The sequence below is a fragment of the Tistrella arctica genome (assembly GCF_039630945.1).
Classification (GTDB): domain Bacteria; phylum Pseudomonadota; class Alphaproteobacteria; order Tistrellales; family Tistrellaceae; genus Tistrella; species Tistrella bauzanensis.
Genome location: NZ_JBBKTV010000004.1, coordinates 227,591 through 247,409, shown reverse-complemented (window position 1 = coordinate 247,409; position 19,819 = coordinate 227,591). Strand labels below are relative to the sequence as shown.

Here is a 19,819-nt window from a genome sequence, read left to right as displayed (position 1 = left end):
CCGCCCCTCCCTCAGTGTGGCCGCGTCAGATGCGCCCGCACCAGCCGGGCCAGTTCTTCCACATGCGGCGGCATCATCATGTCGCCATGGCTGCCATCCATCCACACCAGCGACACGCCGCCGCCGAACCGGTCGCGCCAGCCGTTGAACGGGTCGCCCGCGATGCCGGGGGCCTGGGCGGAGGCGATGCGCGGCCGCACCAGCAGGGCCTGCAACCGGTCCAGCCGGGGCACGCGATAGCGGATGGCGGCCAGCGCATTGTTCTGGAACACCGACAGCAGGCGGCGCATGGCGTCGCGGTCGACGCCCTGGGGCAGGCCCAGCGGCACCGCGCCGCGCGTGATCAGCAGATCGAGCCGGCCTTCGGGGTCGAGCGCGCGGAAGGTGGCGGCATCGGCGATGCCCATGCCATCGAACAGCGCCGCCAGATAGGCCGCGTCGTCCTTGGCGAGCAGGGCGCGGATCGGATCGGCCGAGGCGACGGCATCGAAGATCAGCACATCCTCGACCACGATGCCGGCCTGATCCAGCCGGTGGGCGGCTTCCACCGCCAGCAGACCGCCGAAGCTCCAGCCGGCCAGACGCAGCGGCCGGTCGCCGGCGAAGCGGATCAGATCGGGCAGGCTGGCGGCCACCATCTCTTCCACCGACGGCTCGGGCGCCTCGTCCTCGTCCAGGCCCTTGGCCTCGACCATCACCACCGGCTGGTCGGGGCCAAGGCAGGCGGTCATCGCCTGATAGCACAGCACATTGCCGCCCACCGGATGGAAACACACCAGCGGCGGCTCCCGGCCGGCCTCGTTCACCACCACCAGCCGCGAGCGCCGGCCCTGCGCCTGATGGCGCAGGCGCAGGGCCAGCCGGGCGACGGTCGGGTGGTCGAACAGATCGGCCAGCGGCAGGCGGACATCGAAGGCCAATCGCAACCGGTCGACCATCTGCACCGCCAGAACGCTGTGCCCGCCAAGCCTGAAGAAATCGGCATCGCCGTCATCGACCGGGGTTTCGAGCACCGCCGCCATGATCTGGGCCACCCGGCGCTCGTCATCGCTGGCGAGCGGCCGGGCCGGCGCCGATGCCGTCTGGCCCGCCGCCGGCGCGCGGCCTGCATCGCTCTGGTCCGACAGCATCGCGTCCAGGCGGCGGCGGTCGAGCTTGCCATTGCCGGTCAAGGGCAGGCCGGCGACCTGAACGATGCGCGACGGCACCATGGCCGGCGGCAGCCGGGTGTCGAGATCGGCGCGGCAGCGGCCGGCATCGAAGCCGGGCGCCGGCACCACGCAGGCGACGAGTTCGGCGCCGCCGCCATCCGGCGGTGTCCAGGTGGTAACCGCCGCCTGACGGATGAAGGGATGGGCCAGAACCGCCGCTTCGACCTCGGCCAGTTCCAGGCGGTTGCCACGGATCTTGACCTGACCGTCCTCGCGGCCGATGACATGGATGGCGCCGCCAGACAGGCGACGGCCGATATCGCCGCTGCGATACCAGCGCGCGCCGGTATCATCGGTGACGAAGCGGGCATCGGCGGCGGCATCGGCACCCAGATAGCCGCGCCCAACCCCGGCGCCGCCGATCCAGATCTCTCCCGCCACGCCATCGGGCACCGGCCGGCCGGCGGCGTCGCGGATATCGGCCACGACCCCGGAGAGCGGCATGCCCACCGGCGGCGGCAGGATTTCGCGCCAAGTGCGGGCGGTCATCAGATGGGTCGTGGCGCCGACGCAGCATTCCGTCGGGCCATAGGCGTTCAGCACCAGCAGGTCGCGATGGACCGGGTTGTCGAAAATCCGCGCCATCAGCCCGGCCGATACCGCCTCGCCACCCAGAACCACCAGCCGGACCGGGCAGAACAACGCCTCGGCCTGCCAGTGATCGAGCATCAGATCGAACAGGCTGGGGGTGAGGTCGATCATGTCGATCATGCGCGCCCGCAGAAACCGGTCGAGCATCGGCGGGTTGCGGCGGGTTTCCTCGCACGCGACATGCAGATGGTGGCCATGAGCCAGGGTGGGCAGGATCTGGATCACCGAGGCGTCGAAGGCGAAGGGTGCGAGGCAGGGGATGTTCAGCGGCGCGCTATCGGAACCGGCATCACGACCGCCGCGCAGCCGGGCATACATCGCCGCGTCGGTCGCCATGGCCAGATTGGCCACAGACCCGTGTTCGATCATGGCGCCCTTCGGCGCGCCGGTGGTGCCGCTGGTGAACAGCACATAGGCGAGCATGCCGGGCGTCGGGGCCGGCAGGGGTGCCGCCGCCGGTCGCGGCGCCAGCGCGCGCCGGTCGTGGCGGCGGTGGCGGGGCGGTCGTGCGGTGGCTGCCGGGTCGCGGCGCAACACCATGTCATAGACATAGGGCGCCAGATCGAAGCCGTCGACCACCAGCGGGCTGGCCTCGGCGCGGAAGCCGCCCAGCCGGGCGGCCCAGTCGGTGAAGAAGCCGGCCGGCACGAACAGGTCGTCGGCGGCATCCAGCCTGGTGGTGATGCCCGATGCCGTGCCCGATGTCGTGCTCTCCCCGGCATGCGCGCGGGCGAAGGCGGCCAGATCGGCGCGATAGGCGTCGCGGCGCTCAAGATCGCGGATATTGCCCAGGAAGATCGCCCCGCCCGGCGCCAGCAGGGCGGCCGCCTTTGACAGCACGGCCGACAGATAGCCGAAGCCGGGGAAGCTTTCGATCACGCTGTTGATCACGATCAGGTCGAACTGCCGCCCGTTGAGCAGGTCCAGATCATGGGCGGCCAGCGGCCGGACATCGACCTGGGTCAACCCCGCGCGGGCGGCGACCGCGCCGGCCCGTTCCGTCGCCCGCCGGGAAATATCGGTGGCCAGATACTGGCCGGCATGGGGGGCGAGCGCGCGCATGGTGAAGCCCGATGCGCAGCCGATTTCCAGCACCCGCGCCCGCGGGGGCAGCAATGCCGCCATCTTGGCCGCGGCCGCGCGCCCGAATTCGGTCATCACCGGCTCGGGAATGGCGCCGCCGGTGAACGGGCTGCGCCAGCCGGCGGCGGCCACGTCATCATCGGCGCTGCCGGCCAGATGGTCCCACAGCTCGGCATTCATCCGCGCGCCATGGGTCTCGGTCAGCGCATCGATATCGTCGCTGTCCAGACAGACCAGATCGCGGACGCCCGGGCAGGTCCAGGCCAGAGCGTGGAGGTCGCCGATCCGCGGGCTGTCGGCGATGATCATGGTGATGCCGGCGGTTTCGACGATCTGCCGCCGGCGGGGCAGCGGTATCGCCGGGTCCAGCGGCACGAAGGCCGCCCGCGCCATCATCACCCCCAACATCGCGGCGACATGGCGCCAGCCCCGGCCGGTCATCACGCCGACACGGGCCTCGTCGCCCAGTGTCGCGCCCGCGACCAGCCGGGCGATCGCGCGTGCCTCGGCCTGAAGCCCCGTATAGCTGACGGCCTCGACCGCATCCCGCACCGCCAGCCGGTCGGGATGGGCTGCAACCGCGCGGTCGAACAGATCGATGATCGTGACATCGGGGGCCGCGGCCGGCAGGGCGCGCGGCTTTGCCGCCGGTGCCGGGGTGGGGTCGTCGAGAAGCAGGTCGCCGATCTTCATGAGGGTCAGGTCTCGTTGCTGCGTGCGGACAGGGCGGTGGCGATCCGGATCAGGAAGCCCATCCAGAGGTCCATGGTCGATGCCGCGAAGCGGCCGGTGTCGTATTCGAACGAGAACCGCGCGCGGGCGCCCTCGTCCTCGAAGAACACGATCAGATCGTGTTTGGCGGTGGTGGCGTCGATCAGCCCGGCCACGGCATCGCCCAGAATGCCGCCATCATCCGGTGGCGGCGGCAGGCCGGCAAGGGCGCCGGCCTTATCGGCGCCGCCCGCATCGGCGCTGTCTGCATGGATGCCGGCCGTGTCGCCGAAGCGCTGATACTCGAAGATCACGTTGGCCAGCGGCTGACGGGCGCCGGCGCGCTGCGGCGCCACCGCCCGCACCACCATGTCGAACGGCACGTCGCGCCGGTCCAGCGCCGCCATCAGCCGCTGATTGATCTGGTCGATCAACTGGCCGGCCTCGGTGTCGTCGTCGAGCTGAATGCGGATCGGCAGCACGTTGACGAAAAAGCCGATCAGCCCCTCGGTATCGGCGCTGTCGCGGCCGGCGACGCCCATGCCGATGACCATATCGGGCTGTCGGGTCAACCGATACAGCATGGCCGAGACCATGGCCAGGCCGACCGCGGCCAGGCTGGCACCTTGCCGGCGGGCCAGATCGCGGAGGTTTTCAAGCAGCGCCGGCGGCAGGTCGCGGCGCAAGCTGGCCCCCCGGCCCGGCGCGCTGCCATGGCTCCCACCGGAATGGCCCCCAACGGAGGGATGATCGATCGGCAGGGCAATCTCGCCCGGCGCCCCGGCGAGCTGGTCGCGCCACCAGCCGGTCGCGGCCTGCCAGTGCCGTGCCGTCTGCGGCGCCATCTGGCGGCGGGCATGATCGGCATAAGAGATCGGCAGCGGCGGCAAGGCCGCCCGGCTGCCCGCGCAGGCGGCGGCGTAGAGGGCCGCCAGCTCGGCCAGCAGGATGCGGCTGGACCAGCCATCGCCGGCGATGTGGTGCAGCACCAGCAGCAACAGGCTGTCGGTGTCGCCCAGCCGGATCAGCCGGGCGCGCAGCAAAGGCGGGCGGGCCAGATCGAACGGGGTCGCCGCCTCGCGCCGGGCCAGACGCAGGGCCTCGTCGCGCCGTTGAGGGTGATGGCGGAGATCGTCGACCACCAGCGCCGGCGCCCCCCCGGTCATCCGCCCCCCCTCGGCCACCCGTTGCAGGATCTGGCCGTCGATGGTCTCGAAGCCGGTGCGCAGCACCGCATGGCGCCGGGCGAGGGCATCGAGGGCGCGGGCCAGGGCATCGGCATCGACCGCGCCGCAGGGCAGGGTGAACAGCATCAGCCAGGCGGGGCTGTCGGGCTCCAACTGCTGAAGCAGATAGAGCCGCTGCTGGCCATGGCTTGCCGGATGGAGGCCGGTATCCGGCCGGTCGGGCGAGTGCGCGGGTGCGGGCGAGGCCGAGGGCGCCGTCACCGCCGGAACGGCGGCCGGCTGGCCGCTGGCGCCGGCCCCTGCCGCCACCAGATGCCGTGCGATGCCGGGAATGCCGGGATCGCTGAAGAACACCGACATGGCCAGCCGGATGCCGGTTACCTGTTCCAGCCGGTTGACCACCCGCATCGCCAGCAGGCTGTGACCGCCCAGCGTGTTGAAATCGCCATCCGCTGCCGTGACCGGCCGGCCGAACACCTCGGAGAACACGGCGCAGACCGCGGCTTCGGCCTCGGCTTCGGCCGCGGATGGCGATGACCTGTCGCCGGCGGTGGCGCCGAGCGGCGTGGCGGCGGCGATCAGATCCGCGAGCGCATGCCGGTCCTCGGGCAGGGTGTCGAGCCGATACCAGGCCGTGGGCACCAGGGCCGGCGGCAGCAGTGCCGCGGCCACGGCGTGAAGCTCTGTGGCCGACAGTGGTGGCGTCGACGATAGTGGCGGCGTGGATGGGGCCGCCAGCACCGCCGCCCGCAAGGCATCGTCGCCAACCGCGATGCGCAGACCCGCCAGGTGGGGCAGGGCCGCCAGCAGCCGTGCCTCGATCGCCGCCGGGTCGAGCAGATGGCCCTGCCAGCGGGTCACGCGGTCCAGCCGGCCGCTGGTTTCGATCTCGCCATCGGCGCGCCAGCGTGCCCGCAGGCCGGTCGGTGCGCGGCCATCGTCGCCGATCCGGTGCAGGGCCCCCCACACACCCACCGGCGCCGGCGCGCCGGCCGGGTCGAGCACCGCCAGACCGTGGCGGGTTTCATACCCGGTGATGATCGCGCGGGCGGTATCGTCGAGCAGGGGCAGGCGGCCGATCGGGCGGTCGGGATCGGCGATCAGCGCCGTCAGCAGCGTGCGCAGCATCGGCGCGAAGGCCGCGATCCGCCAGGCATCGAACAGGGCGGTGTCGTATTCGATCGCAAGCCCCATGGCCTCGCCATGATCGGCCAGGAACACCGACAGGTCGTTCTTGCCCGCCGGCCGCGCCAGACCCCGCACGCCGAAGCCGGCGGCACCCACGGCATCCGCCGCGACCGAGGCATGGTTCATATACGAGATCGAGACTTCCGACAGGGGGCTGCGTTCCGGCATCGCCGGCGCCTTCAGTTCGGTCAGCAGCCGGCCCAGCGGCAGGGCGTGATGGGCCAGCGCCCCGCCATGGCGGCTGCGGACATGGTCGAGCAGGGCGGCACCGCTCAGATCGCCGGATATCGCCAGACGCACCGGCACCAGGGCCGCATGCATGGCGACCGCGCCGTCGAAACCGGCGCGGCCACGGGTGTTGACCGGCACCGCGATGGTGACGTCGTCATTGCCGGCCAGCCGGGCCAGCAGCACCGCCCAGGCGGCCAGCAGCACCGAGAACGGGGTCGTGCGGCGCTGCACGGCGAAGGCGCGCAGGCCCGCGACCAGCGCTGCCGGCAGATCGGCGGCGATGGTCGCCATGTCATGGCCGTGATAGGGCGGCCGGGGGCGGTCGGTCGGCAGGTCCAGGCGCGGCAGCGGGCCGGGGAAGACCTGCCGCCACCAGTCGCGGGCCTGATCGGCGGCGGCCTGATCGCGGGTCGCCGTCCACCAGCCGTAATCGACCACGTCGACCGTAACCGGCGCCAGTGTCCGGCCGGCATAGAGCGCGGCCAGATCGCCCAGCAGGATGTCGACCGCCTGAGCATCGGCCATGCTGTGATGGATATCGAAGAACAGCACCAGCCGGCCGGCCGGGTCGCGGTGCAGCGACCAGCGCGCCAGCGGCCCGCCATCGGGATGGAAGGGCCGGATCGCTGCCGCCGGCGCCGTGCCGGCCGGATGGTCGATCGGCTGGATGTCCAGCGCCGGGGCGGCCCGTGCTGGATCGATCGGGCACATCACCCAGTCGTCGCCATCGGGCAGAATGCCGGTTCTGAGCGCCGCATGACGCTGAACCAGTGCCGCCACCGCCGCCCGCAGCCGGCTGAGCGACACATCCGGCGCCAGATCGATTTCATGCGGCAGGTTGAAGGCGGTGCCCATATCGGCGATCGCCTCGGCCTGCAGCACCGCACGCTGTTCCCAGGCCAGCGGATACCGGTCGCGCGGCGGTGCCTTGCGCGGGTCGGTGGCTGCCGGTGCGGGGGCGGGTTCCAAGGTGGGCGCTGGTTCAGGTTCGCGATCAGGCTGGGGCGCTGCGGCCGGCTGCAACGCCGCCGCCAATGCGCGTGGCGTGGTGTGGTCGAAGATATCCGACAGGGTGACCGCAAGCCCGGTCTCCGCCGCCAGCCGGTCGGCGATGTCCATGCCAGAGAGCGAATCGCCGCCAAGCTCGAAGAAATCGTCATCCGGCCCGACCGTGGGATCGCCCAGGATCTCGGCCCAGATCGCGGCGATGCGCGCGTCGAGCGGCAGCGCTTCGGTGACGCCGGCCGGTCGCGGCATCAGGGCCAGGGCCAGTGTGCGTGGCGTGCTGTGGTCGAACAGATCCTGAAGGCTGACCGGGCGGCCGAAATGCGCGGTCAGCCGGTCGGCGATGTCCATGCCCGACAGCGAATCGCCGCCCAGTTCAAAGAAATCGTCATCGGGGCCGACCACCGGATGGCCCAGAATCTGCGCCCAGATCGCCGCGATACCGGCATCCGGCGCCATCGCCGATGCGGTGGTGTCGGCGATGGCGGCCTCAGGCGCGGGTGGGCTTACCGGCGCCGTCAAGGCAGCGGCCGCGCCGGCCGGCAGCACCACGGCCTGTGCCACGCCGGCGGACAATGCCGCCACCCAGGCGGTCACCGCCTGCGCGGGCGTGATGACCGGCGCACCGGCCAGATCATCCGCGCCGGCACGGGCGGCCATGCCCTGGCCCGCCAGCGTGCACCAGTCGATCGCCAGCGCCGGCCGCCCTGCCGCATGACGGCGGATGGCGAAGCTGTCCAGCCAGGCATTGGCGGCGGTATAGGCGGTGTGGCCGATGGCGCCGGCCAGGCCGGTGACGCTGCCGAACACCACGAAGGCGGCCAGCGGATCGCGGGCGGTCAACACCTCCAGATGGCGCGCGCCGCTGATCTTGGGGGCCATCACCGCATCGAATCCGGCCATGTCGCGCACCGCCAGCATGGCGCCATCGGCAATGCCGGCCATGTGGACCACGGCGGTGATGGTGCCCAGCTCCGACCGGACACGGTCGAGCGCCGCGCCAAGACTGCCCTGGTCGGCGACATCGGCCGCATAGTGCCGGATGGTGACGCCATGGGCGGTCAGCCGCTCGATCGCCGCTGTCAGCGCGGCATCGCCGGGCGTGCCGCGCGACAGCAGGGCCAGGGCCACGCGGCCGCCATTGCTGAAGGCTTCGGCCAGGGCGGCGGCGAAACCACCGCTGCCGCCGGTGACCACGCAGACGCCATGATCGGGCCAGACCGGTTGCCCGGCGGGCTTCACGGCGGTCAATCGGCGGGTGAAGCGCTGACCATCCTGCCAGGCGGTGAAGGCCGGCTCGGCCCGGTCATGGGACCATTCGGCCGCCACCGCCGCCATGGCCTGCGCGGCCGGGACGTCCAGATAGCGCAGATCGTGATGGCGGGTTTCACGCGCCGCCGCCATCACCACACCGGCCACGGCCGCCTGATCGGGATCGGCGGCTCGGTCGCCGATCGGCGCGGCGCCAAGGCCGGTGACCGCGATCCGCCGGGGGATCGCGGTCGCCATGGCCGCACGCAGCAGCATGGCGACCTGTCGGGCGGCATCGGCGCCGGCGGGGGCCCGCACCACCAGCGGCGCATCGGCCGGCAGCCCGTCGAGCCCGGCCGGATCCGAGATGACGCGGGTGCCCGCGGGCAGCATGTCGGCCGCGGGCCGTGTGGCAAGGTCGGGTGTCCAGACCGGTGCCAGGATCTCAGGGGCGCCCGGCCCCGCGGCCAGGGTCACGAAGCGCAGGCCGTCGATCTGCACACAGACCCGGCCGGCCTGATCGGCCAGCACCAGATTGGCCATGCCCGGGCCGGTGCGGTCGATGCGCGCCATCACCACCGCCGGCAGCGGATGATGGAAGCGGATCGCGCCGCAGCCGCGCGGCACTTCGCCCGGGCCGATCAGCAGGCTGGCCGCCACATCCAGCAGCGCCGGGTGCCAGGGCCATGCCGCAGGGTCGCCGGCCATCTCGCCGGCCATGTCGTCGGGTATGGCCAGCCGCGCGATGGCCCGGCTGCGGTCAGGCGTCATCCACACCGCCCGCCGGCAGTCCCAGCGCCGGCTGATGGTCATCAGCCCCTCGGTGCCGGTGAACGGGCTGAGGGCAAGGGCGATCAACCCATCGGTCGCAAGGTCGACCGGGGCTGCCGGTGCCATGGCATCTGTCGACAGCCGCGCCTCGGCGCAGGTGACCCAGTCGCCGCCGGCATCGCGGGTGGCGACACGCACCGCGCCATCCTCGGCAATCGTCAGGCTGGCATCGGTTCCGGCGGCGGCGGCGCGGATCGGCCGGCGCCACACCAGATCATGCAGGCTGGCGCCAGCACCGGCGGTGGCGGCGATCAGCGCCGGCACGGCCATGCCGACCAGGGTCGGCACGCCGTTCAGGCGATGTTCGGCCACCGGCCAGAACGCCGGATCATCCAGCGGCAGGGCCAGAACCCGTCCGCCCGGATAGGCGGTCCAGCCGGCATGGCGTGTCGCGTCCGGCAGCACCGGGCCGGGTGCCGGTGTGGTCGTCACCAGCCCGGCGGGCAGCACCAGCCGGCAGGGCTGGCGGGTGAAGGGTGCCGGCGGCAGATGCCGGCGGCGGCTGGGCATGGTCTCGGGCCAGACCGGCACGGCACCGGCCAGAACCGCCTGGGCCGCGGCATCCGCCGCCGCCCTGCCGGCACCATCTGGGCCGGCATGCCAGACCGGCACCGTCCAGCCGCGATCCCGGCGGCGGGACAGCGTGGCGGTACCGGCCAGATCGCCCTGCGCCAGACGGGCCAGGGCCGCCAGCAGATCGTCGCGGCTGTCCACCACCAGGGCCGCGCACCGCGCCAGATGATCGCGGCCATGGGCGAGGGTGTGGGCCACCTCTGCCGGCGTGATGGCGGGATCGGCGATCAGGCGGGTGTGCAGCGCGCCGGCATAGGCGGTCAGTGCGGCATCGTCGCCGGCCGACAGCACCACCACCGCCCAGCCACGATCCGTCGCTGCGATCGCGGCCGGCGGCGGTGCCGCCTCGATCACCGCATGCACATTGATGCCGCTGAGGCCGAAGGCGCTGACCCCGGCCCGGCGGCGGGTGCCGCGATCGGGCAGCGGTGTCGGCCGGTCGGCCACCCGCACCGGCGCGCGGGCGAAATCGATCGCCGGGTTCGGCCGGGTGAAAAAGGGCTGCGGCGGCGCGGTGTCGTGGGCCAGGGCCGCGACCGCGCGCACCAGGCCAAGCGCGCCGGCCACCGTGTCGAGATGGCCGTAATTGCCCTTGGCCGAGCCGATCAGCGCCGGCGCGGCCTCGTTGCCGGCGGTCTCGTCGATGGCGGCGCGGGTCAGGCCCTCGATCTCGATCGGGTCGCCCAGCCGGGTGCCGGTGCCATGGGCTTCGATATAGGATGCGGTGTGCAGAGGCGCGCCGGCGCGGCGCCATGCATCGCGGATCACGGCCGCCTGCGCCACCGGATTGGGGGCGGCGGCGCCGCTGGAGGCGCCATCCTGATTGACGGCACTGGCCAGGATCACCGCATGGATCGGGTCGCCATCGGCCTCGGCGCGGGCAAGAGGCTTCAACACCAGCGCGACCGCGCCTTCACCCGCGCCGGTGCCGTCCGAGCCGTCGGCGAAGGCATGGGTGCGGGCGGTCGAACTTTCGATGCTGAGGCTGGTTGCGGCATCCATCGGCACCAGGATCAGGCGCGCGGCGCCGGCAATGGCGACCTCGGCCACACCGGCGCGCAGATCGCGGCAGGCGGCATCCACCGCCACCAGACCCGATGAACAGGCGGTGTCGATCAGCGAGGCGGGGCCATGCCAGTCGTGCAGAAAGCCCAGACGCGTGGCGATGTTCGACGGCACGTTCAGCGCGAAGGCCTGTTCCAGCCGCGCACCTGTGCCGCCGGCACTGCTTCCGCCCGAACTGGCCACGCGGGCCACGGCCTGACGATAGACCGGATTGGCGTTACCGCCGACATGGACCGCGACCGCGCGGCCATCCAGCGCCGTGCCGCCAAGGCCGGCATCTTCCAGCGCCCGCAGCGCCGTTTCCAGGAACAGCCGCTGTTCGGGGTCGAGCAGGGCGGCATCGGCGGGCGAGAAGCGGAAGCGGCGCGGATCGAAGCCGTCGATATCCTCGATCCAGGCGGCCTCGCGCAGCCGCGCCGGCAGGGCCATGCCGGCGGCGGTGGCGATGATGCACGCCGTTTCCAGCCGTGTGGCCGGCAGCGCGCCCACCCGGTCGGCGCCAGCGGCGACATCGCGCCACAGACCGTCGAGATCGGTGGCGCCGGCGACCCGCAGGCCGATGCCGATGATCGCGATCGCGCCATCCGTGACGTCGCGTGCGCGGAGTTCGGCGGCAGCCGGGCCGCCCGCGACAGCCGATACCGATACATCCGCCACCTGTGCCGCCTGTGCGGCGATGGTGGTGGCGGCGAACAGCCCGGCGACGGTGAAGGCGCCCGGCCAGCGTGCGTCCAGCCGTTCATGCAGGCGCAGCAGCAGCAGCGAGGTGCCGCCGACGTCGAAGAACCCGTCCTCGGGGCCGAAGGCCGTCTCAGGCGGCAGCACCGCACGCCAGATGGCCGCGATGCCGGCTTCGGGCGATGTCGGGGCATGGGCGGGCATCGGTGCCGGCGCGGCCGCAAGCTGGAACGGCCGGCCGGTCAGCGCCTTGCGGTCGACCTTGCCATTGGCCGACAGCGGCACCGCGTCGATGCGGAACCAGCGGCTGGGGATCATGGCATCGGGCAGATGGCGCGCCAGGGCGGCGCGCAGGGCCTGCGGCGTCAGGTCGTCGGCGCCCAGAACATAGGCGTGCAGCTCGGTCAACCCGTCGCGGGTGGCGACGCGGGCCAGCCCGCGCACCACACCCGGGCAGGCATCCAGCGCGGTTTCCACCTCGGCCAGTTCCAGCCGCACGCCGCCGATCTTCACCTGATCGTCGGCGCGGCCCAGATAGGCGACCGCGCCATCGGCGGTCCAGCGGCCCAGATCGCCGGTGTGATAGACCCGTGCGCCGGGATGATCGGCATCCGGATCGGGCCGGAAACGCTCGGCGGTCAGGCCGGGCCGGCCGCGATAGCCGCGCGCCACCTGCGGCCCGGCCAGCACGATTTCACCCACGCCGCCCGGCGGCACCGGCCGGCCGGCGTCATCCAGAATCAGCACGCGGGTATTGGCCACCGGCCGGCCGATCGGCACGATCTGGCTGTCGGCGGCCCAGGGCGTGCAGGGCTGCCAGGTGACGTCGACGGTCGCCTCGGTCGGCCCGTACAGATTGTGCAGCATGGTGCCGAAGCGGGCATGCAGCAGGTGGTTGAACCGGCGCACGGTCGCGGCATCCAGCGCCTCGCCGCTGGCAAACACCAGCCGCAGCCCGGCCAGCCGGCCGGCATCGACGATGCCGTCCTCGATCGCGTTCAAGAAGGCACGCAGCATGGCGGGTACGAAATGGATCACGGTCACGCCATGGCCCGCGATCGCATCGGCCAGGGCCTGCGGGTCGCGCTCCACCCCCGGCGGCGGCATGGCGACGGCGGCGCCGGTCCAAGACCACCACAGCAATTCCCACACCGAGACGTCGAACCCGGCCGGCGTCTTCTGCAGGATCACGTCGCCCGGGCCGATCGGGAAGGTCGCCTGCATCCATAGAATGCGGTTCAGCACCGAATGATGGGCGATCTCCACCCCCTTGGGCCGGCCGGTGGAGCCGGAGGTGAACAGCACATAGGCCAGCGCATCGGGATCGGAGGGCAGCGGCGGCGGTGTCGCCGCCGCCGTTCCGTCGGCCGCGTCGACCCACACGCTCCGGTCGGCGGGGAAGGCGGTGGCGCCGGCGGCATCGCACAGGAACCAGGGATGGCCCAGATCCTCGATCATATGGGCGCGGCGGCGCTCGGGCAGGGCGGGGTCGAGCGGGCACCACGCGGCCCCGGCCCGCAGCACGGCATGAATGGCGATCAGCATGTCGGCGCCGCGCGCCAGCGCCACCGCGACGACATCGCCGCCGGCCACACCGGCCGCATGCAGGCGGGCCGCCAGCGCATCCACCCGTGCTGCGAAGGCGCGGTGATTGAGCGTGATGTCATCGCTGATCAGGGCGGGGGCGTCGGGCATGGCCGCCACCGCATCGCGCCAGACCATCGGAATGCTGCGCCGGGTGTCCAGGGCCTGGCCGGTCCGGTTCCAGGCGGCGAGGTGGCGGCGGTCATCGGCGGTCAGCAGCGGCAGGGCCGCGACCGGCGCCGATGACGGCAGCGCCTGGGCCAGTACCGCCAGCCGGTCGATCAGTGCCTGGACGGTTGCCGCGTCGAACAGCTCGATCGCATATTCCACATGCAGGCGGATGGCAGCACCTTCGCGCTGGATGTGGAAGGACAGGTCGAATTTGGCGAAGGGCAGCACGGTTTCGACCGGCACCACCTGAAGCCCGCCCATGGGCGGCATCGCCGGCATGTCGTCCTGCCAGGTGACCAGCACGTCGAAGATCGGGTTACGGTCGGCCCGGCGGTCGGCGCCAAGGCTTGCCACCACCGCTTCGAACGGCGCGTCCTGATCGGCGATCGCCTGGGCCAGACGATCGCGGGTGACGGCAAGGTGGGTGGTGAAGGCCGCGGCAGGGTCGACCGGCTGGCGCAGCACCACGGTGTTGACCAGAAAGCCCACGACATCCTGGGGCACCGGCGCCGCCCGGCCGCCGACCAGCAGGCCCAGGGCGATGTCGGTCTGCCCGGTCATGCGGTGCAGCAGAATCTGGAGCAGCGCCGCCATCACCGTGAACGGGGTCACCGATGCCGCACCGGCGACCCGGTCGATGCAGGCGGTGGCCGCCTGCGGCAGCACCCGGCTGACCACGGCGCCGGCAAAGCTGCGCGCGGCGGGGCGCGGGTAATCGGTCGGCAGCGCCAGGGCTTCCGGCATCGGCGTCAGCCGTGCCTGCCAGCGCGCGATCAGCGCCCGACCCTCTGGTGCCGCCAGCCGCGCCCGCTGCCAGACCGCGATATCGCTGAACTGGCGGGTCAGCGGCGGCAGGGGTGCGGCACCCGCGGCCTGACGACCGGCCAGCTGCGCCTCATACAGCGCGCCAAGGTCGCGCAGCAGGATCGGCAGCGACCAGCCATCGCAGACCGCGTGGTGAATGACCAGCAGCAGGCGGTGATGGCGGCCGGCATCATCCAGCCGGATCAGGGCCGCCCGCGCCAGCGGCTCGGCACCCAGATCGAAGGGCCGGGCAATTTCGGCCGCGATGAAGGCCGTCGCGGCATCGGCGTCGAGGTTGAGTCGGCGCGGCGACAGCGCGCCGGGTGCGGCCAGGGTCTGGCGCACGCCATCGGCATCGTCGGCGCGGGGGATGAAGCGGATGCGCAGCGCGTGATGGCGGTCTTCCAAAGCCACCAGCGCCCGATCGAGCGCCTGCGTATCGAGCGCGCCCCGCAAATCCAGCACCATCGGCACCGAATAGGTGGCAAGACCGGCGTGCAGCTTCTGCAGCACCCACAGCCGCGCCTGACCGCTGGACAGCGGATGATCCAGGCCGGGCGCGTGGGGGATCGCCGCCGGCCCCGCCACCGGCAGGGTGGCCAGATCGGCCGCGATCGCCCGCACCGTGCGGCCGGCCATGATCTGGCCCAGGCCGGGGCGCCGGCCGGTCGCGGCTTCAAGCAGGCCCGACAGCCGCATGGCCGCAAGGCTGTGGCCGCCCAGGGCGAAGAAATCGGCCTCGGCATCGATATCGGCACCGGGAAACAGGGTGGCGAAGGCGGTGGCGACCGCCCGCTCCAACGGATCGTCTTCCAACGGGCCGTCGGGCCGGGTCGGCAGGCCGGATGCCAAGGGCATGGCGGCCGCAACCACCGCTGCCGCCGGCGTCTCCCCCACCCCCGCCGCCGCCCCGGCCAGAAGCCGGGCGGCGGCGGCGCGGTCGGCCTTGCCATTGGCATTGACCGGCAACCGGTCGACGCGTTCGAACCGGGCCGGGATCATATAGGCGGGCAGGCGATCGGCCACCGCCTGATGCCAGCCCTGAGGATCGGCTGTATCGGCGGCGACCAGGGCGGCCAGGGTCTGATCGGCACCGGCGCCGAGGGCGACCACCATCGCGTCGCGCACGCCCGGCCGGGCGGTGAGCGCCGCTTCGATGGCCGCGGTTTCGATGCGCTGGCCACGGATCTTGAGCTGGCCGTCGCGCCGGCCGCCGAATTCCAGCACGCCATCGGCGCGGAGCCGCACCCGGTCGCCGGTGCGATAGAGCAGGGGTTCGTCGATATCGGGCAGGGTGACGAAGGACCGCGCGGTCAGATCGGGCCGGCCGACATAGCCGATGGCCAGGCCGTCACCGGCGGCCAGAAGGTTACCCCACACCCCCGGCGGCACCGGCCGGCCCCGGTCGTCGACCACATGGATGCGGGTGTTGGCGACCGGCCGGCCGATCGGCACCGGCCCGCCGTCGAGATCGGCTGAGGTGACGATATGGGTGGTGGTGAAGGTGCCGTTCTCGGTGGGGCCATAGCCGTTGAGCACGGTGATGCCGGGGCAGGCGTCGATCAGCCGGGCGATATGGCCGGGGCTGACCACCTCGCCGCCGGTTATCAGCAGCGACAGGCCGGCGAAGGTCTGCGGCCGGTCGTCGATGATCCGGTTGAGCAGGCTGACGGTGACCCAGGCCACATCCACCCGGGCATCGCGCAGGCAGCGTTCCAGCAGCGGCGGATCGAACATGGTCATCGCCGGGATGATCCGCACCCGGCCGTGGTTGAGCAGCGGTGCCCATAATTCCAGGCAGATCGCGTCGAAGGCGATCGGCGCCGCCTGGGCCATGGTCTGCCCCGGCCGGCAGAGGCCGCCATGGGCAAGCCGGGCGATGGCGCGCTGGGGAATGGCCACGCCTTTGGGTTCGCCGGTCGAGCCCGAGGTATAGAGGATGCAGGCGAGGTCTTCCGGGCCGCGCTGCGCCGGCGCCCGGTCGGGCCGGTCGTGCGCCGACGCCACCGGCATGGCAGCGGTCAGCGGCACCAGGGTGATGTCGGGGGCGAGCGCCGCCCAATGCGCCAGCCCGGCGTCATCCGCCAGCAGCACCGTGCAGCCGGCATTGGCCAGCAGCCGCCGGGCGGTGTCGATCGGGAAGGTGGTGGCCAGCGGCAGATAGGCGCCGCCGGCCCAGATGATCCCCATCAGGCCGATGATGCCGCCAAGATCGCGCTCGACCGCCAGACCCACGACCGCGCCGGGGGCGACCCCGGCATCCTCCAGCGCACTGGCGACGGCCCCCAGGCGCGCGCGCAGCGTGCCGGCATCCAGGGTCTGATCGTCATCGGCGATCACCGGGCGCGCCGGGTCGGCGGTCAGCACCGCATCGAGTTGGGGGCCAAGGCCCTGCTCGCGCGGATAGGGCGTGGTGGTGGCGTTCACCGCATCGATCAGCGCGCGGTCGGCATCGTCGAGCAGCGACAGCCGGTCCAGCGGCGTGGCCGGGTCGGCGGCGGCGGCCATGATCACCGCCTGCAGCACCCGGGCCAGCCGGTCGACCCAGGCGGTGCCGAAGCGGGCGGGATCGTGCTCGATGTTCAGCGCGGCCGCGTCGCCCTGCCACATCAGCCCGATCAGCAGCGGGAACTTGCCGGTCGCGATGGCAAGATCGGCGGAATCGAGGGCGGCGAGATCGCCTTCCAGCGTGCAGACCACATCGAAGGGCGCCGGGCCGCGATCGGGCACCGCGCGGCTCCAGTCGGCGGTCAGCCGGGACAGCGGATAATCCTGAACCGCCAGCACCCGCGACAGTTCAAGCCCGATCCGGCGGCCGAGCGTGGTCAGCGTGTCGCCGTCCTCGGGTGCGGCGATCACCGGCAGCAGATTGACGAAACAGCCGATCGCATCGGCCGTGCCGCCACGGTTGCGGCCGGCGAAGGGGAAGCCGAAGGCAAGGCGGGGGGTGTCGTCGATCAGGCGGGTGAGGGCGGTGGCGACGATCGCGGTCCAGATCGCGGTCGGCGTGGCGCCACGGCCGGTCAGCCGCCCCAGAGCGCGGGCGGTATCGGCCGGCAGCCGGGTCATCGCGCGCCGGCCCTGGCCGGCGGCCGGCTGCGCGTCCCGATCCGGATCGGCGGTCAGCGCCCGGCAGGGCAGCAGCGGCAGACGATCGGCCCAGAAGGCGCGGGCGGCTTCGGTGGCGGCATGGTCGCCCGATCCGGCATCGGCGAGCACCGCCATGTCGGGCGCCGGCGCCAGCGGCGCGCCCGACAGACAGGCTGTCAACTCGCGCTGCAGGATGGCGCGTGACTCGCCGTCGAACACCATATGGTCGACCATCACCCGCAGCCGCTCGGGTGCGTCCTCGTCCCAGCCGAACCGGATCAGCGGCCCGGTGGTCAGGTCGAAGGGCGCCATCATGGCATGCGGATCGTTAAAGCCGTGCAGGATGACGGCCGGCACCGGGTGGACATGCTGCAGCACCTGGCCGTCGGCCGCCTCGGCAAAGGTGGAGCGCAGGGCCGGGTGGCGGCCGATCAGCGTGGTCAGGGCCGCGATCAGCGCCGCGCGGCCGGTGCCGTCCGGCAGATCGCAGACCATGCCGATGGCATAAGTGGTGCCGGGCCCCGCGTCGCGCCGGGCCAGCCACTGGCCTTCCAGCATCGCCGGCAGGGGGAAGGCTGCATGCGTGGTGCCGGCGGGCGGCGCCGATGCGGCGACGGGTGAGGGCGGGGAGATTGCGGCGGGCACTGCGACCGGGCCGGGCAGCGCCGACAGGGTGGGCGTCGCGGAGAGGGCGGGCGCCGGCGCCTGCGGTCGCGCCACCATCGGCCGGTCGAGCAGGCGGGCCGCCAGCGCCGCCGGCGACGGATGGCCCAGGATATCGGCGACGGTGACGTCACGCCCGGCCGCGACGATGTTGCGCAGCGCGCGCGTCACCGGCCCCAGCGCGCGGATCGCCAGCAGCGAATGCAGGCCATGATCGGTGAGGTCGGACGCCGGCGTCAGCGCCGGGCTGTGCAGCAGACCGGCGAAAATCCGGGTGATCTCGTCTTCCAGCCGCCAGACCGCGGCATCGTCGATGACCGGCGCCGTGGCGATCGCGACCGGCCCCGCCGCCAGCGCCTGTATCTGTCGGAGCGGTTGCGACGGATCGGCCAGTGCCGCATCGAGCATGCGGTCATAACTGTCGGCCAGGGCCTCGACAGCCGATGCGTCGATGCGGGCCGGCGGAAAGCTCCACTGCATATCGGCGCCGCCGGCGGTGCCATAGGTCCGCAGACAGGCCAGCACATCGTCGAGCGGCCCGAACACCGCATTGCGCACCGCGACGCTCAGCCCGTCGAAGCCCAGCGTTGCGGGGAAATCCATGGCGTTGAAGGTGGCGCCACGGGCGATGGCCGCGGCCGGCGTGAAGCCCGCCTCGCGCCAGCGCACCGGGGCAAGCCGCATATGCCTGAGGTCGCGGCGCGCGATGCTGTCGACCCGGCGGGCCAGATCCTCAAGGCTCTCGGCCGGATCGATCGGGGTCCAGAACGGCACGGTATAGGCGAACTGGCCCAGCGTGCGCCGGTCGGCGCGGGTCAGGCGATTGCTGAGCAGGGTGGTGCAGGACGGCGTGTCGGTGCCGACGCTGCGGCCCAGCAGCGCCAGGAACAGGGCCAGCATCACGCTACTGCGTGCGTTGATGCCAAGCCGGCCGGCCAGCGCGTCCAGCGCCGCCATCCGGGCGGCACCCAATGGCCGGATCACCGATTGCGGCGGGGCTTCGGCACCGAGAATGGCGGTCCGGCGGGCGCCTGCGGCAGCGGGGTTGGCAGTGACAGGGTTGGCGGTGACAGGCTGGCCACCCGGCCGCATGGTGTGGCCGAAGCTGTGGGGGTGGATGTCGCCGGCCAGCCGGGCGCGCCAATAGGCAAGATCGGCCGCCCCTGCCGCCCCCGCCGCATGGGCCGCTTCACGCGTCAGATGGTCGCCATAGGGCAGAAACGCCGGATCGGGCAGCGGCGCCCCCTGCTTATACGCATCATAGGCGGCGGCGGTGGCGGCGGCGGTCATCACACCGCCCAGGCCATCGGTGATCAGGTGGTGATAGCAGCGGATCCAGCAATGCCGGTCGGGGGCCAGCCTGATCAGCCGGTGCCGGTTCAGCGGGCCGTGCATCAGGTCGAACGGGCGCAGGCGCAGCGCGTGGAATTCCTCGGTGACCAGCGTCTCGGGGTCTTCGGCATCCGACAGGTCGATCAGGGCGAAATCGAACCGGCCGGGCGTTGCGTCGAACCACTGGACGGGCACGCCGTCATCGGCGGCGAAGCGCAGCCGCGAGACGTCGGCGGCCCGGTGGACGTGATACAGCGCCGCCCTGAACGCCGCCGGATCGAGCGGCCCGTTCAGGCTTATCTGATCTGCGATGTTATAGAACGTCGTGGCGACACCGCCCGCCGCCAGCTCGGCCCAGATGGCCGCCTGGGCGCCCGACAGCGGCATCGGCGCGGATGGCTGAGAGGGGGCATCCGCCGCCGGTGCCGCCGCATCCATCACCGCTGCCGTATCCTGTCGCAGGCTGGGCCCGATCCGACCAATCACGCTCACGCCGCCTTACCTTTCATACGCACCCCGGCTCCCGCTGCCCGGATCAGGGCCTGTCGGCCGTCCGGATGGTGCCTGTCT

2 protein-coding genes are annotated in these 19,819 nt (G+C 72.5%); both read right to left on the bottom strand.

All coding sequences use genetic code 11. From position 1 onward, the window contains the following. Positions 1–11: 11 nt before the first annotated feature. Positions 12–3,578: an AMP-binding protein gene (locus tag WG924_RS10650; RefSeq protein WP_345933008.1), complete on the bottom strand. Its 3,567-nt coding sequence runs from the start codon at positions 3,576–3,578 to the stop codon at positions 12–14. 5 nt (positions 3,579–3,583) lie between these two features. Then, positions 3,584–19,741, bottom strand: a complete 16,158-nt coding sequence (locus WG924_RS10645) for a non-ribosomal peptide synthetase (RefSeq protein WP_345933007.1) — start codon at positions 19,739–19,741, stop codon at positions 3,584–3,586. Between the last annotated feature and the right edge of the window lie 78 nt (positions 19,742–19,819).